Annotated in this window: 21 protein-coding genes and 1 riboswitch; of the genes, 14 read left to right on the top strand and 7 right to left on the bottom strand. The window is 35.3% G+C overall.

Annotated features, from left to right (window positions below):
• Positions 1-110 precede the first annotated feature (110 nt).
• The 9 genes from WJM97_RS16555 (at position 111) to WJM97_RS16515 (ending at position 6,484) form a co-directional block, all read left to right on the top strand.
• On the top strand, positions 111-1,610 hold the full coding sequence (locus tag WJM97_RS16555) for a pitrilysin family protein (RefSeq protein ID WP_353929886.1): 1,500 nt from the start codon (positions 111-113) through the stop codon (positions 1,608-1,610).
• A gap of 274 nt (positions 1,611-1,884) precedes the next feature.
• Positions 1,885-2,136: a hypothetical protein gene (locus WJM97_RS16550; protein WP_353929885.1), complete on the top strand. Its 252-nt coding sequence runs from the start codon at positions 1,885-1,887 to the stop codon at positions 2,134-2,136.
• Between the two features lie 272 nt (positions 2,137-2,408).
• Positions 2,409-2,651, top strand: a complete 243-nt coding sequence (locus WJM97_RS16545; protein ID WP_353929884.1) for a hypothetical protein — start codon at positions 2,409-2,411, stop codon at positions 2,649-2,651.
• Between the two features lie 155 nt (positions 2,652-2,806).
• A complete protein-coding gene (locus tag WJM97_RS16540; protein ID WP_353929883.1) occupies positions 2,807-3,046 on the top strand; it encodes a hypothetical protein in 240 nt (79 codons plus the stop codon).
• Positions 3,047-3,203: 157 nt separating this feature from the next.
• Positions 3,204-3,443, top strand: a complete 240-nt coding sequence (locus tag WJM97_RS16535) for a hypothetical protein (RefSeq protein WP_353929882.1) — start codon at positions 3,204-3,206, stop codon at positions 3,441-3,443.
• 100 nt (positions 3,444-3,543) lie between these two features.
• On the top strand, positions 3,544-3,759 hold the full coding sequence (locus tag WJM97_RS16530; protein ID WP_353929881.1) for a hypothetical protein: 216 nt from the start codon (positions 3,544-3,546) through the stop codon (positions 3,757-3,759).
• A gap of 50 nt (positions 3,760-3,809) precedes the next feature.
• Positions 3,810-4,997 carry a phosphotransferase gene (locus WJM97_RS16525; protein ID WP_353929880.1) on the top strand — a complete coding sequence of 396 codons (1,188 nt, stop codon included), beginning with the start codon at positions 3,810-3,812 and terminating at the stop codon, positions 4,995-4,997.
• A 66-nt stretch (positions 4,998-5,063) separates the two neighbouring features.
• Complete coding sequence (locus tag WJM97_RS16520; RefSeq protein WP_353929879.1) at positions 5,064-6,161, top strand: T3SS effector HopA1 family protein; 1,098 nt, start codon at positions 5,064-5,066, stop codon at positions 6,159-6,161.
• Between the two features lie 59 nt (positions 6,162-6,220).
• On the top strand, positions 6,221-6,484 hold the full coding sequence (locus WJM97_RS16515; protein WP_353929878.1) for a HetP family heterocyst commitment protein: 264 nt from the start codon (positions 6,221-6,223) through the stop codon (positions 6,482-6,484).
• 293 nt (positions 6,485-6,777) lie between these two features.
• Here WJM97_RS16515 and WJM97_RS16510 read toward each other — a convergent pair whose 3' ends face one another.
• The 5 genes from WJM97_RS16510 to WJM97_RS16490 all read right to left on the bottom strand — a co-directional run bounded on the left by WJM97_RS16510 (position 6,778) and on the right by WJM97_RS16490 (position 15,929).
• Entirely contained in the window at positions 6,778-7,569 is a 792-nt protein-coding gene (locus WJM97_RS16510) for a peptidylprolyl isomerase (protein ID WP_353929877.1), read from the bottom strand.
• Between the two features lie 43 nt (positions 7,570-7,612).
• Entirely contained in the window at positions 7,613-9,139 is a 1,527-nt protein-coding gene (locus WJM97_RS16505) for an HlyD family efflux transporter periplasmic adaptor subunit (RefSeq protein WP_353929876.1), read from the bottom strand.
• Between the two features lie 94 nt (positions 9,140-9,233).
• Entirely contained in the window at positions 9,234-12,275 is a 3,042-nt protein-coding gene (locus tag WJM97_RS16500; protein ID WP_353929875.1) for an ABC transporter transmembrane domain-containing protein, read from the bottom strand.
• Positions 12,276-12,293: 18 nt separating this feature from the next.
• The gene (locus WJM97_RS16495; protein ID WP_353929874.1) at positions 12,294-12,908 is read right to left on the bottom strand and encodes a helix-turn-helix domain-containing protein; all 615 of its coding nucleotides are present in this window, start codon (positions 12,906-12,908) and stop codon (positions 12,294-12,296) included.
• Between the two features lie 1,383 nt (positions 12,909-14,291).
• Positions 14,292-15,929, bottom strand: a complete 1,638-nt coding sequence (locus tag WJM97_RS16490; protein ID WP_353929873.1) for a cation:proton antiporter — start codon at positions 15,927-15,929, stop codon at positions 14,292-14,294.
• Between the two features lie 88 nt (positions 15,930-16,017).
• A riboswitch (Fluoride riboswitch) is annotated at positions 16,018-16,081 on the bottom strand.
• Between the two features lie 107 nt (positions 16,082-16,188).
• Here WJM97_RS16490 and WJM97_RS16485 point away from each other — a divergent pair.
• From WJM97_RS16485 to WJM97_RS16475, 3 genes are all read left to right on the top strand, one after another.
• The gene (locus WJM97_RS16485) at positions 16,189-17,334 is read left to right on the top strand and encodes a Fic family protein (protein ID WP_353929872.1); all 1,146 of its coding nucleotides are present in this window, start codon (positions 16,189-16,191) and stop codon (positions 17,332-17,334) included.
• A 189-nt stretch (positions 17,335-17,523) separates the two neighbouring features.
• Positions 17,524-18,393, top strand: coding sequence for a zinc metalloprotease HtpX (locus WJM97_RS16480; protein ID WP_353929871.1), 870 nt, complete (start codon positions 17,524-17,526; stop codon positions 18,391-18,393).
• A 59-nt stretch (positions 18,394-18,452) separates the two neighbouring features.
• A complete protein-coding gene (locus WJM97_RS16475) occupies positions 18,453-18,845 on the top strand; it encodes a hypothetical protein (protein WP_353929870.1) in 393 nt (130 codons plus the stop codon).
• A gap of 269 nt (positions 18,846-19,114) precedes the next feature.
• Here the strand turns inward: WJM97_RS16475 and WJM97_RS16470 are convergent, their stop codons facing one another.
• Complete coding sequence (locus WJM97_RS16470; protein WP_353929869.1) at positions 19,115-19,549, bottom strand: fibronectin type III domain-containing protein; 435 nt, start codon at positions 19,547-19,549, stop codon at positions 19,115-19,117.
• A 270-nt stretch (positions 19,550-19,819) separates the two neighbouring features.
• Here WJM97_RS16470 and WJM97_RS16465 point away from each other — a divergent pair, with 270 nt between their 5' ends.
• Both WJM97_RS16465 and WJM97_RS16460 read left to right on the top strand, forming a co-directional pair.
• On the top strand, positions 19,820-20,209 hold the full coding sequence (locus tag WJM97_RS16465; protein WP_353929868.1) for a DUF2358 domain-containing protein: 390 nt from the start codon (positions 19,820-19,822) through the stop codon (positions 20,207-20,209).
• 43 nt (positions 20,210-20,252) lie between these two features.
• Positions 20,253-21,425, top strand: a complete 1,173-nt coding sequence (locus tag WJM97_RS16460; RefSeq protein ID WP_353929867.1) for a TRC40/GET3/ArsA family transport-energizing ATPase — start codon at positions 20,253-20,255, stop codon at positions 21,423-21,425.
• Between the two features lie 75 nt (positions 21,426-21,500).
• Here WJM97_RS16460 and WJM97_RS16455 read toward each other — a convergent pair whose 3' ends face one another.
• A complete protein-coding gene (locus WJM97_RS16455; protein WP_353929866.1) occupies positions 21,501-22,262 on the bottom strand; it encodes a class II aldolase/adducin family protein in 762 nt (253 codons plus the stop codon).
• Between the last annotated feature and the right edge of the window lies 1 nt (position 22,263).

Here is a 22,263-nt window from a genome sequence, read left to right as displayed (position 1 = left end):
ACCCTTACAAAAGTAAATACTTGAAGACGTAAGCGGGTAAATATTTTTACCCATCACTCCACATCATTATTGAGAGAAACTCAGTCAAAATAGAGGATAGAAAAATCAACATGATAAAGGGTAAAAAATTGAAATTCTCACTAAAGTTTTTGCAGGGTTGGCGGTTTGTTTCCGCTTTAGTGATTGCGTTTTTGTTGACATTTAATTTTTCTTGGGTAGCAACAGCAGCAGCAAAACATTACACAGATTTACAGTTTGCACCTTTACCAGAAATTAAATTACCTCAGTATGAAAGATTGGTGCTGGATAATGGTTTAGTTGTGTATTTGATGGAAGATCATGAGTTACCTTTGGTAAGTGGAACCGCACTGATTAAAACTGGTAGCCGTTTAGAAGCGGGTGATAAAATTGGGTTAGCGGAAGTTGCAGGTTCATTAATGCGAACTGGTGGAACTGTTAATCATTCCGCAGATAAACTGAATGAGATATTAGAACAAAGAGCAGCATCAGTAGAAACAGATATTAATGAAACTGCTGGTAGTGCCAGTTTTGACAGTTTAACTGAAGACTTAGAAACAGTATTTGGGTTATTTGCAGAAGTCTTGCAAGAACCAGCATTTACCCAAGAGAAGTTAGATTTAATTAAAACTCAAGCTAGAGGTGGAATTGCTCGCCGTAACGATAATCCTAGCGAAATTGCGAGTCGGGAGTTTAAAAAATTAATCTACGGTCAAGATAGTCCTTATGCGCGGACAGTGGAATATGCAACTTTGGATAAAATTAGCCGGGAAGATGTGGTTAATTTTTATCAGCAATATTATTATCCCAATAACATGATTTTAGGGATAGTTGGTGATTTTAATCCTAAGATTATGCGATCGCTGATTGAGAAAAAATTAGGAAATTGGAAACCTAATCCTAACATTTCTAAAATTCAAGTACCTGAAGTATCATCAGCTAAGTTAGGCGGAGTATTTTTTGTAGATCAACCCCAACTAACGCAAAGTAACATTTTGATTGGACATTTAGGGGGAGACTTCAAAAACCCTGATTATCCAGCATTAAGTGTCATGAATGGGGTATTAAATGGATTTGGTGGCAGATTATTTAACGAAGTGCGATCGCGTCAAGGTTTAGCTTACTCTGTTTATGGTGTTTGGAGTCCCCGTTTTGATTATCCAGGAATGTTTATAGCAGGTGGACAAACCCGTTCTGATGCTACAGTTCAATTTGTTCAAGCCTTAGAAGCAGAAATTAAACGGATCCAAAATCAACCAATTACCACAAAAGAATTAAATTACGCCAAAGAATCTACCCTCAATTCCTTTGTATTTAATTTTCAAGATCCCAGTCAAACCTTATCACGGTTGATGCGCTATGAATATTATGGTTATCCCGCTGATTTTCTGTTTCGTTATCAAAAAGCCGTCACCGCAACTACCACCGCAGACGTACAAAATGTAGCCAAAAAATACCTTAAACCAGAAAATTTAGTCACCTTAGTCGTAGGAAATCAAACCGCGATTCAACCACCATTAACCCAATTAGCATCACAGGTGACACCCATAGATGTAACCATACCCGATTCTCAAACCCAAGCCCAAAATTAAAAGCCAATATTTATCACTTAAATCCTCAAATTCTTGCATAAATCAGGAATTTGGGGATTAATTTTTTTTTAGAGGTTTAGCAATGCTAACCTCCTACATTAATTTATCAGCAATTTTCAGTTTCACAGACAAAACTATGGAAATTCTGTCTGAAAAATCACCTCAAAAATATTGACTTTGGCATTCACAACTTCAAAATATAAGTGAGGGAGTTTAAGCATTTAAAGCATCATCAAGTAATTATCACCATCAAGGTATTTAAAGAGGTAACAAAATGGTAAGTACAAAAATTAAGGATCTAGACTATCAGCATAAAGCTGATTTTATAGCCGATATCAGTCCTCAAGAGATGGAAAAGATCCAAGGTGGTGTCACCCGCGGATCATGGAGAAGATCCGGTCAAAATAGAACACTTAATAGACAACCCGCAACAACTGGACTCCCAGAAATTGACGCTCGGATTAATTCATGGGAAGCCGAATTGGAAAAAAACTATAATCAGTTAGGTCTAAACTTTGATTTTTAGGATTTAAGTTAAAACTCATCATTCTCAGGTGTATTTTGAGATTTATTCAGAATACACTTTTTTTTATTAAATAAATATTCATATCTAAAAAAAATGTCTATAAACGAACAAAAAATAAGACTAAAATCATTAAATTATGTCTTTTAAAGATGATGCAAACCCTTGAAATCTAGAAATTAATTAAATAAAAATAGATGTAACAGCGAAGGAGACAACAAATTAACTGTTTGACTCTAATCACTGTAAACAAGTCAAGCTTTTGGAGAAAAATCATGGCTAATATTAAACTTGCTGAATTGAATGTTGCTGGTTCTGAACTGTTCCAAGATTCTGAAAGTTTCTTGAATGAAATGAATGATAGCGAGGGAATCTTAGTACAAGGTGGTTCTGGTTCTTATTTACCAGACTTGCTTGACTACAGCATCAAGAGTAAGGAATTTGCATTACTAGGTTTTGCTATTGATTCTGCTGTATCTCTTGCTAAATCCTTCAGCAAGCACGGTAACAACTGGTAATAGCTTGATAGTTTATCAATCATACCTCTACTGATCACAATTCTGTATGAGGTTGAACTAAATAAATGATGTAGAGATTTTATTTATAACTTCTCTACATCACAACCATTCTCAATCTCATCACTGAAAACAAGTCAATTTTTTTGGAGAAAATCATGGCTAATATTCAACTTGCTGAATTAAATATTGCTGGTTCTGAATTATTTCAAGATACTGAAAGTTTCTTGAATGAAATGAATGATAACGACGGAATTTTAGTACAAGGTGGTTCTGGTTCTTATTTACCAGACTTGCTTGACTACAGCATTAAGACTAAGGAATTTGCATTACTAGGCTTTGCTATTGATTCTGCTGTATCTCTTGCTAAATCTTTTAGCAAGGGTGTCCGTTACTAATAGCTTGGTAGTTTACCACTGATACCTCTACTGAATCATAATTCTGTGTGAGGTTGAAGTAAATAAATGATGTAGAGATTTTATTCATAACTTCTCTACATCAAAATCAATCTGAATTTAACTACTGAAAACAAGTAAATTATTTGAGGCAAAAATCATGGCTAATATTAACATTACTGAATTGAATATTGCTGGTTCTGAACTATTTCAAGATTCTGAAAGCTTCTTGAATGAAATGAATGATAGCGAGGGAATCTTAGTACAAGGTGGTTCTGGTTCTTATTTCCCAGACTTGCTTGACTACAGTGTTAAGAGCTATGAATTTGCGTTACTAGGCTTTGCGATTGATTCTGTTGTATCCTTAGCGAAGTCTTTCAGTAAACATGATAATTACTAATACTAACTTAGTAAGTTTAGTCTAAGTTAGATAGCTCTCTTGATAGTAATTTATCGGGGGAGCTAAACAGATTGATTGATTTTAAAAGGGCTAGAAATAAATGGCAAACATCAAAATAATGGATTTATCTTCTTGGGAAGAAAATAACTTTCTTATTGATGTCAATGATACAACTGCTGTGTCTATCTTAGGAGGAGCAAGTAATAATTTTTCTGAATTAGTAAAATTTGCAATTAAATCTATGGAATTTATTTTAATAGCTTATGCTATTGATTCCATTTCCAGATTAGTGACTTACTTTGATGAGAGTTATTAATGTTCTCAGTTCTCATACCTGCAATTTTGAATACTGATTGATTGAAAACTATGGTATTTGTATTAAGTTCTCAAAACGTTTTTAATTATCTCATCTCCAAAGGAATATGTAATCAAGAAGATGAGTCATTGAGCAAAATTGAGCCAAAACCAGCTAAAAACTTTAATTTACTCATTAACTTACCAGATGGTCGGCAATTATTAGTTAAACAAGAACGTTTGACTAAAGAAGGTAAAATTCGCGGTGAGTTTTTAGAGGAATGGCAAATACATAATTTTTACCAAACCTTTCCAGAAATAAGTCATATACGCTCATCTTTATCGGAAGTAATTCATTTTGATGAGGAAAATTCCATCATTGTTTTTAATTATCTTAATGACTATCGTGACTTATCAGAATTTCATGCTAAAGAGAATATATTCCCCGTAGAAATAGCGCACTCAATTGGAGAAACCTTAGCAACGATTCATCATTTAACCTTAAATAACTCAGATTATCAGAAATTTTTTCAAACCTCAGAGACAATCAAAAGTCAAATAAATTATGATTTGACTAGAGGGTTAGAGAGAATTACACCAGAAGTATTTGGTTCTGTGACAGCAGAAGGGTTAAAATTCTTTTCTCTCTATCAAAAATATGATAATTTGGGAAAGGCGATCGCAGAGCTAAGTCAAGCTATTAATTTATGTTGTTTAACCCACAATGACTTAAAGTTAAATAACATTCTTCTGTCTAAAGGTTGGGAATCACAAATTAATCAAACAGACGCTAACGTCAATCACAATATAATTCGTTTAATAGATTGGGAAGATGCAGGTTGGGGAGATCCCGCTAGTGATTTAGGTGCAATGATTGCTAGTTATTTACAAATTTGGCTCTACAGCATGGTAACAAGTAAAACTATCCCCATAGAAAATTCTTTGCGTTTAGCTGCAATTCCCCTAGCACTTTTACAACCTTCTTTATCAGCATTGGTAACAGCTTATTTTGCTAACTTTCCCGAAATTTTAGAACAGCGTCCTGATTTCTTGAACAGGGTGATACAGTTCGCTGGTTTTTCGTTAATTAGGTCTATTCAAGCCAAATTACAACACGAAAGAAGCTTTGGTAATCCAGGTATTTGTATTCTCCAAGTTTCTAAGAGTTTGTTATGTCGTCCTCAAGCGTCAGTCACCACAATTTTTGGCATGGAAACTGAAGATTTATTACCCACAAAGTTATCAGTATCTATTGCTTAAATCCTGAATTATTTAACTCCTGACTCTTTGATTTCCTAATTTTTTCCATCTCTACATTTTAAACCCATGCAAGTATTAGATTCTCTCCAGTCTCAACTTTCAGAACTACCTCAGCGATTGCAGACATCATTAACTGATATTGTCAATCAGATTGAAATTAAATCTCTTTACTCTATTAAACATCCCAGTTATCCCACTATGGAATTACCGGAGTCAATTGTCTATCGCTTTTCCCAGTTACCTCTAGAAATTCAAAATCGGCATTTAGGTATACAACTGCGTAATTTTATATACAGTGCCTATTATAACGGTACTTTGAGTCCCGATCTCAACTCTGATCAAGAGAAAAAAAATGCTGAATTACCCAAGAATTTGGAAAATAATAGCTTATTCGGCATAGATTTAGAATTTTATGAAAATCTGCACACCAGGAACAAAAGTCAAGGTTACTGGAGTCATAATTGGCAAGTAGTCAGGGAAGAAACAAATGGCAGTGTAGTAGTTCATAGAAATGGATTAACACTCCATGTTGATCCAGAATTGCATATTTTACCAACGAAAAACGGAATTAATGTTGGTAAGTTTGTATCCATAAAAATGCCCAAGAATTTAGTGCAAAATGGCTTTTATATGGCTGTAGCTAATGTTGGTTCTCAAAATGGTCATCAAACTGCACGTATTTATTTCAATTTAACACCAGAGGGAGCAGCAACGGTGATGGAAAGTCTCACAGAACAACTCAATAATATAGATTTTTCCTTTTCCTTTAAAGCTCTATACAATCCATCTGACTATAGACGTTATGACTCAGCGGTACTTTACTTTAATAAGGGCGAATATGAGGTACTTTATCCAGTTTTACAAAGAATATATGAGGAAAATAAAGCCTATTTTCAGGAACAAGTACCTTTATTTACGAAGTTATTAGCGCCAGGTTTAGCTTGTGCTGAAGAACCAGATCAAACATTTGCAGATCAAGAAAGTTTTGGTACTCATCGCTGTCAAATTATTGCTAATGGTTTAATTTCTGCTTGGCAGGAAGGTGATAATAGTCCAGAGAGTCGTATGGCAGCTATTTTTAAAGAATTTTCAGCACATAAAGTTCACATCCAACATCCCTATCTTAATTATCGCTCGCAGGATGTTTACACTCTTTTATGCTAATTGATTTCGAGTTTGAGTGTTGGTAGGGTTAATCAATTAATTATTTTTGAGGTGATGGTATGATTCAAGAAAATTTTCCTAAACATAAACAAGTTGATCGAGTTTTTAAAAATTCCCATTTTCAAGAGATTATTAAAGCTATTATTCTTGGTAAATATGCCTGGGCTTGTGTTTTATTTCTGCGGTTTTCTGGGTATGACCCCCTAGAATATATACCTTATGAAACTTATGAAAAGTTAATGTACGATAATTCTTTAGTTCATGAAGATCATCAAAGTTGCAATCATACAAAGCCGAAAAATACTGTTTTTAGAATCTATTAAGCTAAAGTTTATGGTGGGCAATGCCCACTAATTTTTATATTTGATATAAAAAATATAGGCTAGTTTCAGTAACAGAATCACCTAACAAAATAGACATCTCCGAGAATTACATCACTTCCCGCTATTATGAGATACATCTTAGCCCCCTCATCGCTTGCGGGGAGGGGGTTGGGGGTGGGGTTCTTGTACCTCATAACATCGGGAAGTGCTGTAAATGAGAGACGTTCCATGGAACGTCTCTAGCATCTTTTTTAAATATGTCTAATCAATGAAGTAAATGAAGTATTGGTTGTTTAATTAGTGGTCGTCAAGACCTGTGCAGAAGATGAATCATTTTTATCTTGATAGGTTTCTAGGTTGGCAGTGATTGTTAGTTTTTTAATTTCTGTTTGTAACCAATCACTAAATAAATCTGCCATAATTTTTAGGTTGATTTCTTCATTCAATTCAGGTTGAATAATTTCTTCAATCATAATGATATGAGCGCCTTTTGATGTAATAATTGGTTTGAGAATTTGGGGGGGATTAGCTGCAAAAATAGCCGCAGCAATTTCTGCTCTAAAATCTCGACGTTGACGGATACCTTGATACCCTCCTGCACGACGTTGTTCTGGGTTTTTGATGTATTGACGAGCAACTTCGTGAAAACTAATTTCTCCTTCTTGTAAAGCATAAAATATTTCTAAAGCTAAATCTTCATCTTCTAAGATGACTTGATATGTTGCTGCTGCTACATAATCAAGTTGATGAGCATAAAAAAATGGTTCAACTTTATCTGCAAATAGGTGATTAGCTAATTTTGTAGATAGTAAGTTGGTATGGGCTATTTCTTCAAAGTTATCTAAGGAAAGATGATGTTTTTCTAACCATGTCCATGTATCCTCTGCTTTAAGTAATTGATTTGCTAATCTCAAGTTATCTGCTGCTATTTGTAGTTCTTCTGTGGTGATAGCAATACCTACTTTTTTGGCTTGATCAGCAATAATTTTTCTGGTGGCGATCGCTTCTAAAATATTAGGAATTTGGCAAGATATCTTAGTATGATAAAGAATATCTTCAGCAGAAACGTTTATTAATTCTAACATGATCTAACTCCTGTGATGATTATCTAATTTTCACGAAACCTAATTAAAGATTTAACCCATTATTTTGCAGCTTTTTGAATGGATCTAAAATAAAGTCAATTACACGACGTTGACGAATAATAACTTCTGCATTTGCTGTTTGACCTGGGGTGAGAAAGACTCGTTTATTACCGACTTGAATATAAGGTTCTGCTAAGGAAATTTCTAATTCATAAGTTTCTATCTGAGTGCGGCTATTTTCGTCAATTTTGGTATTAGGAGAAATCCAGGTAATATAACCTTTACTAATTCCATATTCCTGGAAAGGATAAGCATCAAACTTGATTTTTACTGGCATTCCAACTTTCACAAAGCCACTTTGTTGACTAGGCATTTGTGCTTTTAAAATTAAGGTAGAACCTTTGGGAGCAATTTGAGCAATCATTTGTCCAGGTTGGACTACAGCACCTGGTTTTTTAATAGGCAATTCAAAGATCGTGCCATCAATAGGCGATCGCACCACTCGCTGTTTTAACTGCAATTCTAAAGATTTAATTCTACTCTTAGTTTGAGCAGTTTCCGATTTAAGCGCAGTAATTTGTGACTGTATATCTTTGAGTTGTTCCTGATTTTTGAGTAAGGTTAATTTTCCAGCTTGCAGTAAACTTTGATAGCTATTTTCTTGTTCCTGTAAACGCAGTTTTGCCTGTTCTATATCTGACTTAGCTTGTACCATCATTGCTTTATATCGGTTCAATTCTTCTTGTAGTCTTAGATTAGCTAATTTGATATTGGCTTTGGCTTCTGCTTGTAAACGTTCACTATCTTCTGCTGTCTTTTCTAATTCTACAACTTTAATTTGAGAAATTGCTCCTTCTTCTAATAGTAAACTATAGCGTTGCACTTCTAACAAATCTCGATTTAATCTACTTGTGGTTAGACGATAGGCCGTTTGACTGGTATTTATATTATGTTTTGCTTGCTCAACTTGTGCCATTTTTTCTAATTTTTGTAAATTATAGGCACTTTGTTTTGCAGTTAAATTTTCTCTGGCTTGATTAAGTTGAGCTAATTTTTCTAATTGTTGGGATTGGTTTTGCTGTTCTTGAATATTAATCGCTAATAACACTTGATTTTTGAGTAGTTCTAATTGTGCTTGACGACTAACTAAACCCTCTGATTGGGCTTGTGCTTGTTGTATTTCTGTTCGCAAAATATCAGATTCCATTTCCATTAAAACCTGTCCAGCTTTAACGGTTGATCCTTCTTGAAAATTAACAGCAATTACACTTCCAGTCACTCTACTATCTAATTTTTGAGTTGCACCTTTGGGTTCTATTCTCCCTGTGGCATTTCCGGTTTCATCTACTTTAGAAAGCATTGCCCAAGGTAAAGCTATAGTTGTAAAACTAATCAGTAAATAAAGTATTGATCTTGTCCATGCTTTTGGTAAGGCATCTAGTAATTCTTCAGTTCCATAAAACCAATCTTTCTCTTGATTTATTATTTGTTTTTCAGATTGAAGACTGGTAGCATTGATCTGATTGGATATGGAAAATGATGAGGAAGAATTATAAGTTGATTGTGGCATAACTAATTTAGGATTGAGAATTAATAAAGCGAAAAACTTCAGAGTCGTGATTATTCCTACTAACTACTAACTACTAACTACTAACTACTAACTACTAACTACTAACTGTTAACTGTTGTTGATTGAGATAGTAATAATGTCCTTTTTTGGCAATTAGTTCTTCATGAGTACCACTTTCAACTAAAACACCCCGATCCAAAACTAGAATTAAGTCTGCATTTCGCACGGTAGAAAGACGATGAGCAATAATTACACTTGTGCGCCCTTGGAGGATTTTTTTGAGATTATTCTGAATAATTCTTTCTGATTCAGAATCTAAATGACTGGTAGCTTCATCTAATATTAAAAGGCGTGGATTTCCTAATAATGCACGGGCGATAGCTAGGCGTTGACGTTGCCCCCCAGATAACATCCCTCCAGCTTCACCAATTTCAGTTTCATAGCCCATAGCCATGCGTTTAATAAATTCATCTGCTCCTGCCATTTGTGCAGCTTCAATAATTTCTTCTAGGCTGGCTTCTGGATGGGCAATGCTAATATTTTCTCGAATCGTACCACCAAATAAAAATGTATCTTGATCAACTACTCCTATTTGCGATCGCAGGGATTTTAAGGAAATACTAGTTACATCTTGATTGTCAATTAATACTCTACCATCTGTCGGTGGATATAAACCCAAAATTAATTTTGATAATGTTGTTTTTCCTGAACCACTTCTACCAACTACTGCTACTGTTTGTTCTGGTAAAATTTCAAAACTGAGATTTTCTAAGATATTAATATCGCTTTCTGGATGATAGCGAAATGTCACATTATCAAAGCAAACTCTCCCTTGTAGCCTGGGTAAACTTTGTCGAGGTTGGGCAACTAAATCTTCTTCTACTTCTGCTTCTAAAACATCGTTAATTCTCTCTGTAGATACAATCACTTCCTGTAATTGATTCCACAATACAATTAACCGCTGAAAAGGTTGGATTACATTACCTAACAACATATTAAATGCGACTAACTGCCCAATAGTTAATTGATTTTGAATTACTAACCATGCCCCAAACCATAGTAATCCAGTAGTCGCTAAAGATTGAATTGTTGAACTAATGATCTGGAGTTGGTTACTAATTATTTGACCCTTAAATGTTTTCTTGATCAAATTATTTAGTAGTTCTTCCCAATGCCAACGTACTGTTTGTTCAATCGCCATGGAACGAATTGAGGAAATTCCTGATAGGCTTTGAATCAAGTAACTATTTTCTTGGGCTAAGGCACTAAATACTTCGCGGCTAATTCGTTTTAAAAATGGTGTAGCAAACAGGGCTAAAAATACAAAAGGTGGGACAATAGCTAATACTAATAAAGCTAAAGGTGGACTATACCAAAACATTAAACCCATGTAGACAAACACTGTGAGTAAATCTAAAATGATAGATAGGGCTTCACCAGTTAAAAAGTTCTGAATTTTTTGATTTTCTTGGACACGGGAAATAATATCTCCAACATAACGAGACTCAAAAAACGATAAAGGTAAACGAAATGTATGTTTAATAAAACCCACCATCAAAGATACACTAATGCGGTTAGCAGTGTGATCTAATAAATATTGTCTGAGTCCATTAATTGCTACCCGAAATAACCCAAAAATCAGTAAACCAAAGCCAACAGTATTTAAAGTAATCGTACTACCTTGAACAATTACCCTGTCTAATAAAAGTTGAGTAAATAAAGGTGTGATTAATCCAAATATTTGAATTAGAAGTGAAGCTGCAAAAACCTCTAATAAAACCCGATAATGGGGTTTAACTAATTCAAATAATTGCCAAAATGGTGTATTTGCTTCTGGGGTTTCTTTGAGTGATTTAGTAGGTTGTAATAATAGTGCATAACCAGTCCAACCAGTTTTAAATTCCTTAATAGTTAGCTGAAGTTGGCCAATAGCTGGATCGCCAACAATTACCCGTTTTTTAGTAATTTCATAGACGACAATGTAATGTTTACCTTCCCAGTGAGCGATCGCGGGTAATGCTTGTTGTGCAAGTTTATCTAAACTAGCTTTTACTGGACGAGTAACAAAACCAATACTTTCAGCCGCAGCGGTTAAACTTCGCATAGTCGCACCTGTACGGTTCACATTTGCAAGATCCCGCAAGCGATTGATACTAAAATTTTTACCCCAGTAACGGCTGATCATTACTAAGCAAGCAGCACCACAATCAGAAGCACTTTGTTGTTCAAAAAATGGATAGCGCTTGCTAATTTTGCGCCACCAATTTCCAGCGGTAACGGTAGGACTAGGGAAGTATTTTTGAGGTTTTTTCGGCTTTGGTGGAGGCGGAACTGTCGGTTGTGTAAATTCAATTATGTTTTGACTAGGAGGGTTAATTTTCTGTGTGAGAGGTTTACTAATCGGCGTATTTTCTACATCAATCAATGTAGATAGTTGTGGCCAATTTTGTAGTGCTGTTTGCACATGATCATTATATAATATGTAGATTTTGCTTGGTTTTTTAGCTTGCCAATTTACTGTTTGATGATTGACAAAAATATCCCCTGGGGTTAATTTTTCTTGTTGTTCATTTTCTAATTCTCCCTCACCTACTAACAATAGTTTAGCATTTTTCATGATTTGGGAATTTAAATCCCCAATATCTAGATTGTGTTTAGTAAATAGAGATAATGCTGTTAACATTGACTCTATTGATTCATGGCGAGGTATAGCAGAATTTTGACACAATAACAACAATATATCCCAAAGTTCTGCTTTACGTAATAGGCGATCTCTTACACCAAAAACCTGATTAATTACCTCTTGAGAAAGATAACCAATTTTTAAATTTATAGAAGCCCTAGCAACATAATCATGAAAATTATATTCAGGAAATAAGGTCAATTCCCCAAAAGATGAGCCAGATGTCAAAGTAGAAATTAAGTTATTTCTACTATCTAATAATCTGACTTTACCGGCTAAAACTAGATAAATTCCTGGTGCTGCGGTTTTCCCTTGCCAAAATTGCTTGGCGATGGGAGGCTCAATTATTTCTAAGGCTTGAAGACAATTTTTGAGTTCTTGTTGGGATAGAGATTCACCCAATAAATCGGAAATTTGTGCCTCTAAATATTCCTGAGAAAAATTTGACTTCATCTGCTTTAAATCCAAATATTAGTGATTGCCCTGATTCAAATTAAATGACCAACTAAAACTAGGTTCGGAGTTAGACTTTAAAGAAGTAGATTTTAAATCGCTAATTTTGATACTACTATCCTGATTTTGCTCATTTTTTTGTATTGGAGAAGTTTTGGGTTTTGTAGAAAGTCCCATTTGTTTAAGTAAACGATTAATATGGCGATCGCTAATTTCAATCCCTAATTCTTTAGCTAAATGTTTACTCAACCATCGCGCAGTCCAAGAACTAAAAGCATAGCCATATTCACGGGGACTATTACTTACTAATTCCTTCAATCTTGCCATATATTCACTATTAACTATTTTAGGTCTACCTATTCTTCTTTCGTTCCATTTATGAGCCATTCCCGCCTCAGCTATCCCCATCCAATATCTGGCCATTTCCTGAGAACAACCCATGATTTCACAAATAGAAGCTTGAGATTTGCCCATATCTGCTAATAGGATAATTTCAATCCTGCGGCGATATTCTGTTTGTAAATTAGTCTGTAGTTTTTTTAGCAATGTTTTCCGTTGAAAGGATGTTAAAAATCTGCTTGCTTGCACATCGTAAAGATCACAAATTTCATAAATTTGAGAAGATGATGACATAATTCTTACCAGTTATCGAATACCTTAAAATCTTGGTAAATGTATCCCTGATTCCTGTTAATAATGTCAGTTTTTAATTACTAAATTATCTGGTCAAACACCTAAAAATATTTATAGCAATGCAAACTTTGGCAAGGCTAATAGATTACAAAATCCAGAATTATTGACCGCAGATGAATACAGATAAAGACAGATCAATCAATGGATTTGATAATTATCTACAGCCTTACATAAAAGTTGTATAACCTATTCCACAAATGACATTGCAGCCTAAAAACTATTGTTCTAAGTTGAGAAAGCCCCTTATTTCTCAACACTAACTTAACATTATTGTTTTCTCATCCGCAGATTTTCATAAATCTGATATATGTGTACAAAAGCTAACAAAAAATTTAGAGTTATTCACTCTTAATTTTTAGCAATCTCTATTCATCTCTAGATATTCCTACATTTTGACTAAAAGTTTATACAAGGTCTGAATATGTTTATTGAATCTTCATATTTATCTTACAACATCTTTATATTTTTTGCGCCAATACTTTAGTTTGATAAACTCAAATGTTTGTAATTTTTAATCTATTTAGATGTTGCTGATTTAAAATACTATTCAATTGCTAAATTGAAGTATAAAAAGCATTTTTTTTGCAGATAAAATCAAACATCCTTCTATCCAGAGGTATAAACATACATTCAATCACAGCAGAAATAAAAAAACTTACATCTATCCTTAGCACGAGGCATCAATTATAAGTTACTAATAGCTGAATATTTAATTTACAAGTTGTGGTAGTAACAAAAAAGAAGCTGTATAATGTACCAGCTTCTGGGATCTGTTCATAAATTGCCAATTTTTAGAGTATAGAGAATCCTGCTTGGGAGAAATTAGGATTAACTAAACAGAAGTTAAATAGATGAATATCCTATCAGCCTGAAAATTTCACCGTAACTTTTCAATTTTCCAGTCTACTATTAGTGTTATAGTTTTGAGCTATTTTAAGTCCAAAAAATCACACATACAATAATAGTATGACATTGATCACAATCTCAATTGAAAAGTCAGCCACTACTCTCATTTGTGATTGTTATAAATACCTGGAAAAAATTACCACCAGTAGTTACGACTAATTTGTTTTGGTGTAAAAAGCAATCATTTAGCTGTGGATATTTAGCCTCAAGATAGTTTACTGTAACGTTGTTATTTATAATTTAGAGGATTTTACGGGTATATATTCGCCATTCTGGCAGAATCTTAGATAGATAAGTAGTCAGACAAAATTAAATTCACTCGTCGAGGCAGAGAACAGGGGTAAAATTAGTATTTTGATTCAAGTACATACCGCTAAAAGAGTAATTTGATGGAAAAATCATGAGAGAGAAAATGATTTATAAAAGGGATGAATTGTGGGAATTATCTAATAGAATCACAGGAATTGAACTAGCTTCTAAAACTGCTTGAGATACCGAGCCTATTAATACATTTTCCCAGGTTTGATGTCCTCTTTTTCCCATAATAATTGCCGTGACATGATCATCTTGGGCAATACGAATAATCTCCTCTGGAATCGTTCCAGTCATTGTTACAAACCTATGTCTAATATCTGCCAGTATTTTTTTAGTTTCTACCTCTAATTGTTTAAAATCTTGCTCATGACGACTATTGACCACGTGCAAAACTATCACTTCTCCGTCACTGCGACGTGCTAAGTCTGCCGCTTTTTTTAAAACTTCTGTGGATAAATTAGACGTATCTACCGCAGCTAATAATACAGTTTTAGTAGTAACTGTCACCTTTGTGGGATCAATTTCTCCCCTTGTTAATAATTTAGGTGCAAAAGCCATTGTTGCCCAAGCACCGATGGGTGCGGTAATCAAAATAGAAAGGGCGGCGATCGCTAAAATTATTTCTCCTCCTTCTATCCCCTGGCTTAAAGGAATAGCCCCAATAGCCGCTTGTACTGTAGCTTTAGCGGAATTTCCTGGTAATAAAAACAGTCTTTCCCGCCAATTCCAATTACTACCTAAAGTTGATAAATACCAGCCGAATATCCGCCCAATTAATAACCCAATGGCTAAAATTAAAATTCCAGGTAATAGGATTTTACCTAATACTTGTAATTGAATAGTTGCCCCCAACAAAACAAACAGAAAAATCTCCCCTACTACCCATAAACTATCAAACCCACCTCGTAAATGTCGCGCTAATGGAGCATCTAATTCTATCAAAAAAAATCCTAATGCCATTGTCGCCAAATAACCAGAAAAGTAAGGTAAAATATGAGCAGTAATTACTAAAAACAAAGCTAAACTTGCGGCAATAATTGTATCTTGAGTAGTATTTTGAGTCCAGTTTTGTTGACTTAATAGAGAAACTAATAATTTAGCAGCTAAATAACCTAAAATAATCCCTAAACATATTTGTAAAATAATTTGGAAAGGTAGTAATTGCAAAGCATTTAACGTTAAAATACCCAAGATATTAACTTCTTCAACAGTCCCCTGTCCTAAAAAATTAATTAATAAACTAAACACTAATAAAAGCAGAACATCAGATAACGCACTACCAGTTAAAATTGCATCAGGAATACCTTTGGTTACACCCCAACCTAAACTTTTTAATCTCAACATTCCCGGTACAATTACAGCGGGAGATTCAGCACCAATCACACAACCTAAAAGTAAACCAGTGGGAAAGTTTAATTTAAAAATTACCATAGCAGCAAAAGCAATGGCGATCGCCTCCATAGCCGCAGGTAAAAACCCTAACCGCAATGCCACACTTCCCTGTTGAGTCAGTTTTTCCCGATCCAAACCTAACCCAGCTTTCATTAAAATAATCATCACTGCCACAGTTCTTAATTCATCAGCAGCATTTAATACATCTAAACTGATAACATTTCCTACCTGAGAACCCAATAAAATCCCCACCAAAATCATGCCAATTAAAGGCGGTGCGCCTAAACGACGGGTGATTTGTCCAGCAAAAAAACCCAGAAATAAAATCAAAATTATGCTAAATAACATTCTTAATCCCTGAAGGTGTAATTTGTAGAGAAATACTTACTACAGGAGAGTGAGAATTTTATATAGCTCTACTCTCCCGCAGTCCGTGGGAAAAGTAGGAACTATTAGCCTTTACATAGGCGGTTTTGGCGAGTTCCATCGCCGTTAAAGAGAACTCATTATATCATATATTTTTATTTTCATGACTATATTAACGAAATAGGATATCTTTTGATAATATAGCTATATAAATCATACTATATTAACGAAACCGATAATAATGAGCAATTTTGCCAGAGCAGGTAGATATGTAGAACAACCTGGAAAATATAAAGCTTTTATACCTAATCCATTACCCCCTCTACCTGAAATCAAGATAGATCAAGAGATGTGGCAAATCCTATCTCAAGCAGATTTAGCATTAGGTCGCCTAGATGGTTCTACTGATGCCTTACCTAATCCAGATTTATTCGTATTCATGTATATTCGTAAGGAAGCCGTTCTTTCTAGTCAAATTGAAGGTACACAAGCCTCACTGATGGATATTTTGGAGTTTGAAGCTAAAGCGATAGAACCAGATAATCCTCAAGATATAGCCGAAGTAGTTAACTACATTGCATCTGTTAATCATGGTCTTGAAAGGTTAACTGATTTACCTGTATCTCTCAGGCTAATTAAGGAAATCCACAAAAAGTTAATGAATGGAGTAAGGGGATCTGAGCGTGATCCTGGAGAGTTTCGCCGTACTCAAAATTGGATTGGTGCTGGAGGTTGTTCCTTGAATAATGCTACTTATGTTCCTCCACCTCCATACGAAATGAACCAAGCTCTAGACAATTTAGAAAAATTTCTCCACGATTCAACACCAATACCTGCATTGATTAAAATTGGATTAGCTCATGCTCAGTTTGAAACAATTCACCCTTTTCTTGATGGTAACGGGAGAACTGGTCGTCTACTCATCACTTTTTTACTATGTGAACAAAATATACTGAAACGACCATTATTGTATATATCTTACTATTTCAAAAAACATCGTACTGAATACTATGACCGTCTTCAAGCGGTGAGAGATAATGGTAACTGGGAAGACTGGCTTAAATTTTTCTTACGTGGAGTCTATGAAGTTGCTCAAGAAGCATCTGCAACTGCTCGCAAAATAGTCAGTATGAAAGAAGAACATCGCCAGTTAGTGTTAAATGAAATGGGTCGTCGTTCAGGTAATGCAATAACTTTACTAGAAAGCCTCTATTTCAAACCAATTGTCGCTGTAGAAAATGTGCAGGAAATAATTCAATTATCGTATCCTAATGCAAATACACTAATAAAAGAAATGTGTGATTTAGGTTTACTCCAAGAAATTACGGGACAAAAGCGTAATCGAGTCTTTGCTTACCAACCATTTCTAGATGTGTTCAAAGAATAGTAACAATATAAGTTGGTAGCTAAACTAAATCATATTTTTCAAGGTGTAGCGAGAAAACCGTACTGAGAGTTAGAGGTTTTCATCACTGTATCTTCTAGTTGAACTCGATACAATAGGAACATAGCTAAATAGAACCAATATTTCGTAAACATTAAACAAAACTAAACCCCATAAACAGGAGATAAAAATATGGGAAACCAATTCAAAACCGCTGCTTTATTAGCTGCACTCAGTGGTTTATTAATTGCCATTAGTTATTGGGTAATTGGTGGTACTGGCGGCTTAATCATAGGCATCGGTTTAGCAGCAGTTACTAACCTATTTTCTTGGTATCAATCTGATAAAATTGCCCTAGCTGTTTATCATGCCCAACCTGTGAGCGAAACTCAAGCACCAGGACTATATCGCATGGTAGAAAAACTTTCTCAACGTGCTAACATTCCCATGCCAGGAGTTTACATTGTTCCTGGACAAACTGCTAATGCTTTCGCTACAGGGAGAGATCCAGAACACGCTGCGGTAGCAGTTACAGAAGGAATTTTAAACATCTTACCAGAGGATGAATTAGAAGGTGTAATTGCCCACGAACTCACCCATATTATTAATCGTGATACCCTCACTCAAGCTGTTGCTGCTACTGTCGCCGGGGCAATTTCTTTCCTAGCACAAATGTTAAGTTATAGCCTGTGGTTTGGTGGTGGTTCAAGGGATAATGACAGAGGGGCAAATCCTTTAGGAATGCTATTAACAGTCATGCTTGCTCCCGTAGCTGCTACAATAATTCAGTTAGCAATTTCCCGCACTAGAGAATTTTCTGCTGATGCTGGTGCTGCCCAATTAACAGGCAACCCCCGTGCTTTAGCTAGGGCTTTACAAAGGCTAGAAGCAACCGCTAGACAAATGCCTTTAAATGCTAATCCTGCTTTTGAACCATTATTAATTATTCACCCTATTTCTGGTCAATTTTTAGGTAATTTGTTTTCTAGTCACCCAGCAACTGAGACACGTGTGGAAGCATTACTAAAATTAGATCAACAGCTATCAACAACGGCTTATTAAGTAGTAGAAAACCAATTTTCATCTACGAGTCAGCTTTGTAAATTAAGGATGTGTGAATTATGACTAATAACAACATTGAATCTTCAGCAATTGTCGAGGTCAATTCCCAAACTAGCGACATAGTAGAAACAGAAATGGTAGGAGAAACAGACGAAGTTAAAAATGCCACCAAAGCATTAATTGAAGCCATTAAAAAACGCGCCCAAGCTGAGGCTGAATCAGCCGGTACTCTCACCCGTGACACTTATTTGAATGCTGTGCGTCAAGCGAAGGAAACGATTGAGGGAGAAAAATTAATTGAACGGGATAGGTTAGAAACTGCCTGGAAAACCATTCAAGAAGAAACTGAGAAAAATTGGCATTCTTTGTTTCATGATATTTCCACTTTAGGCAATCGCTTCCAAGATGCAGCTAAAGCCGCTTGGGATACGTTTAATGCCCCTCGTAATTAAAATTTAGCTAGTTTTAATTAGATATAGGAATAATATTTGATTTTTGAAATCATTTGTGTAGGTAGGCAAGAGGCACTCATGCAAGAGGCAAAAGGGTTGTAGAGTATTTAGGTGTACGGAGTTTTTTCAATAATCAAGTAGGAGTCCTATAGTTTTTGTCAGATGTAGGGATGCAGCTTTGCTGTGTCTCTCTTTGTTTTGAGGATACAGAACTTCTATGACTTAAAGCATAACTTTGCCACCCTTTAAACCATAACCTTGCCGAAATGTCAAATTAATCCGATTCTGAACTGCCCCAAAGCCAGCTTCTCGTCCGGGTCCGGCTGAGTCACCATAAGCAGCAAAGGTAAATCCACTAGGTCACCAACTGGTAAACGGGTTTTAAAGGCTTCTTGATGGGTTTCGACTAAGGTACTTCCTTGAAAGTGACGTACCCGATACTCGTAATCTGTATTATAATTAACTCCTGTGACGGTGACAGTATGGTTGATGCGACTGCCAACTCCAGTATTTATAGTGCTAGGATTGGGTGCAGAAGTCCATGTACTAGTACCTACAGGACGATATTCAACAATAAAATTATCTGTTGATAAACTGCCGGTGGTTTGCCAAACTAGGGCAAACTGATCTGTTTCTGAACCAGCATAACCATCAAGTGGGGCATTCCCTAGTTGAAGTCTGGGGGTTTGATATATTGTCGCCATGTTTTTTTAGTAGATACAACACAAAATACAAAGAATAAAATATGGGGTATTAATTTAAATTAATGGAAGTATAAGTTTAAATTAACGACGGATGTATTTTTTTATTAAAAATTGGCAATTTCTCTTCATTTATTAGTTAATTTATGTGACATTTAACTTACATATTTACATATTGATGTCTTCATCCATTCTTTGTTCTAAAATCTTCCACTTGCTTCAATTGTTCAATTAGACCAGCACCCATGACTAATAACTAATAACTAATTACCAATGACTATTTTAGAAACACTTACAGCAGATTACTCTAGATTTCCAGAGAATCAAACCTATAGCATTTATGCAGAAGATGTTTATTTTCAAGATGCTGTTTTTAAATTTAAAGGATTAGAACTCTATAAATGGATGATTAAATTCATTCAAACATTTTTCCTGAATTTAAAAATGGATTTACATAATATTCAACAACAAGAAAACATGATTAAAAGCGAATGGACTCTGAGTTGGAATTCCCCTCTTCCCTGGAAACCAAGAATCTCCATCTCCGGTTGGAGTGAACTACGTCTGAATACGGAAGGTTTAATAAATTCTCACATAGATTATTGGCACTGTTCCAAATTAGATGTACTTAAACAACACCTATTTTTCGCAAACAAAGGATAATGTAAATAAATGTAAATAAAACTCAGCCAGGACAGAATTATTCATGCGTGTAATTTTGATGACAGGAAAAGGTGGAGTAGGTAAAACCTCCGTCGCAGCAGCAACTGGACTCCGTTGTGCAGAACTCGGATATCGGACATTAGTATTAAGTACAGATCCGGCACACTCCTTAGCAGACAGCTTTGACATGGAACTAGGTCATGATGCTAAACAAGTCCGTCCCAACTTGTGGGGAGCAGAACTAGACGCATTGCAAGAATTAGAAGGTAACTGGGGTGCAGTCAAACGTTATATTACCCAAGTTTTACAAGCAAGGGGTTTAGAAGGTATCCAAGCCGAAGAACTGGCAATTTTGCCAGGAATGGACGAAATTTTTGGTTTAGTGAGAATGAAACGCCATTATGATGAAGGCGAATATGACGTTTTAATTATTGACTCCGCACCTACTGGTACAGCTTTACGGTTGTTGAGTTTACCAGAAGTTGGCGGTTGGTATATGCGTCGTTTCTATAAACCATTTCAAAATATTTCCGTAGCACTGAGACCTTTAGTTGAACCGATTTTTAAACCCATTGCTGGTTTCTCTTTACCGGATAAAGAAGTAATGGATGCACCCTATGAATTTTATGAACAAATAGAAGCATTGGAAAAAGTATTAACTGATAATACTCAAACCTCTGTCAGACTTGTTACCAACCCAGAAAAAATGGTGATCAAAGAATCTCTGCGCGCTCATGCCTATTTGAGTTTATATAATGTAGCCACGGATTTAGTTATTGCTAACCGTATTATTCCCAAAGAAGTGGAAGATCCATTTTTCCAAAGATGGAAAGAAAATCAAGAACAATATCGCCAAGAAATACATCAGAACTTCCTACCTTTACCAGTAAAAGAAGTACCTCTTTATTCAGAAGAAATGTGTGGTTTAGCAGCATTAGAAAGACTAAAAGAAACACTTTATCCTAATGAAGATCCTACCCAAGTTTACCATAAAGAAACTACCATCAGAGTAGTGCAAGACAACAACCAATATAGCTTGGAATTATTTTTACCTAATATTCCTAAAAGCCAAATTCAACTCAGTAAAAGCGGAGATGAATTAAACATTACTATTGGTAATCATCGCCGTAATTTAGTATTACCTCAAGCTTTAGCTGCATTACAACCAGCAGGGGCATCTATGGAAGATGATTATTTAAAAATCCGTTTTGCGTAAGGCGTAACAGCTTAATTGGAAGAGTGGGAGAGTGGGAAAAAATTAGTTCTTTATTCTCCTGACTCCTAGAACTCCCTACTCCAACAAATCCGGTTCTTCCCGTACAATCTTTTCATATAAGGATTGAAAAGAAAACCAACCAATAATATGAGAACCTACTTGACTATGGGTAAAACGGGCAGTTTCTGGAGAAATTAAAATTGGTTTTCCCGCTGCTTCTGCTAATAATTGCGCTTGACAAGAACGATCCATTGTAATAAACCACCAGATAGTTTCATCTACGGAATTACCTACAGTTAATAAACCATGATTGCGTAAAATGATCGCTTTTTTATTTCCTAAAGTTGCTGCAATGCGATCGCCTTCATTAGTTTCTAAAACCACTCCTGTATAATCATCAAATAAAGCGTGATCTTCATAAAAAGCACAAGCATCTTGAGTTAAAGGATCAAGCAACCTACCCAAAGTTGACCAAGCTTTACCATACAATGAATGAGCATGAGCAGCAGCAATCACATCAGGCCTTGCTTGATGAATACGGGAATGAATCGCAAAAGCAGCCGTATTAACAATTTTATTACCTTTGACAACTTCCCCCTCATGGTTAACCAATAATAAATCAGATACGCGGATATGACCAAAATACATTCCAAAGGGGTTAACCCAGAAACAGTCTGTAAACTCTGGATCACGGACAGTAATATGTCCTGCAACTCCCTCATCAAAACCATAACGCGCAAATAAACGGAAACCCGCAGCTAGACGTTGTTGACGGTGTAAACGTTCATCTTCGATGTTGTCAAATTTGGGTGGTGTGGGAAAAATTAAATCTGCCATG

Origin of the sequence: Okeanomitos corallinicola TIOX110 (assembly GCF_038050375.1) — a bacterium.
In the GTDB taxonomy this organism is placed as follows: domain Bacteria; phylum Cyanobacteriota; class Cyanobacteriia; order Cyanobacteriales; family Nostocaceae; genus Okeanomitos; species Okeanomitos corallinicola.
This window is presented reverse-complemented; position numbering and strand designations above follow the sequence as displayed.

Coding starts and splice junctions, on each gene's coding strand:
- WJM97_RS16555 (WP_353929886.1), top strand. CDS start 111: ATGATAAAGGGTAAAAAATTGAAATTCTCACTAAAGTTTTTGCAGGGT.
- WJM97_RS16550 (WP_353929885.1), top strand. CDS start 1,885: ATGGTAAGTACAAAAATTAAGGATCTAGACTATCAGCATAAAGCTGAT.
- WJM97_RS16545 (WP_353929884.1), top strand. CDS start 2,409: ATGGCTAATATTAAACTTGCTGAATTGAATGTTGCTGGTTCTGAACTG.
- WJM97_RS16540 (WP_353929883.1), top strand. CDS start 2,807: ATGGCTAATATTCAACTTGCTGAATTAAATATTGCTGGTTCTGAATTA.
- WJM97_RS16535 (WP_353929882.1), top strand. CDS start 3,204: ATGGCTAATATTAACATTACTGAATTGAATATTGCTGGTTCTGAACTA.
- WJM97_RS16530 (WP_353929881.1), top strand. CDS start 3,544: ATGGCAAACATCAAAATAATGGATTTATCTTCTTGGGAAGAAAATAAC.
- WJM97_RS16525 (WP_353929880.1), top strand. CDS start 3,810: ATGGTATTTGTATTAAGTTCTCAAAACGTTTTTAATTATCTCATCTCC.
- WJM97_RS16520 (WP_353929879.1), top strand. CDS start 5,064: ATGCAAGTATTAGATTCTCTCCAGTCTCAACTTTCAGAACTACCTCAG.
- WJM97_RS16515 (WP_353929878.1), top strand. CDS start 6,221: ATGATTCAAGAAAATTTTCCTAAACATAAACAAGTTGATCGAGTTTTT.
- WJM97_RS16510 (WP_353929877.1), bottom strand. CDS start 7,569: ATGTTAGAATTAATAAACGTTTCTGCTGAAGATATTCTTTATCATACT.
- WJM97_RS16505 (WP_353929876.1), bottom strand. CDS start 9,139: ATGCCACAATCAACTTATAATTCTTCCTCATCATTTTCCATATCCAAT.
- WJM97_RS16500 (WP_353929875.1), bottom strand. CDS start 12,275: ATGAAGTCAAATTTTTCTCAGGAATATTTAGAGGCACAAATTTCCGAT.
- WJM97_RS16495 (WP_353929874.1), bottom strand. CDS start 12,908: ATGTCATCATCTTCTCAAATTTATGAAATTTGTGATCTTTACGATGTG.
- WJM97_RS16490 (WP_353929873.1), bottom strand. CDS start 15,929: ATGTTATTTAGCATAATTTTGATTTTATTTCTGGGTTTTTTTGCTGGA.
- WJM97_RS16485 (WP_353929872.1), top strand. CDS start 16,189: ATGAGCAATTTTGCCAGAGCAGGTAGATATGTAGAACAACCTGGAAAA.
- WJM97_RS16480 (WP_353929871.1), top strand. CDS start 17,524: ATGGGAAACCAATTCAAAACCGCTGCTTTATTAGCTGCACTCAGTGGT.
- WJM97_RS16475 (WP_353929870.1), top strand. CDS start 18,453: ATGACTAATAACAACATTGAATCTTCAGCAATTGTCGAGGTCAATTCC.
- WJM97_RS16470 (WP_353929869.1), bottom strand. CDS start 19,549: ATGGCGACAATATATCAAACCCCCAGACTTCAACTAGGGAATGCCCCA.
- WJM97_RS16465 (WP_353929868.1), top strand. CDS start 19,820: ATGACTATTTTAGAAACACTTACAGCAGATTACTCTAGATTTCCAGAG.
- WJM97_RS16460 (WP_353929867.1), top strand. CDS start 20,253: ATGCGTGTAATTTTGATGACAGGAAAAGGTGGAGTAGGTAAAACCTCC.
- WJM97_RS16455 (WP_353929866.1), bottom strand. CDS start 22,262: ATGGCAGATTTAATTTTTCCCACACCACCCAAATTTGACAACATCGAA.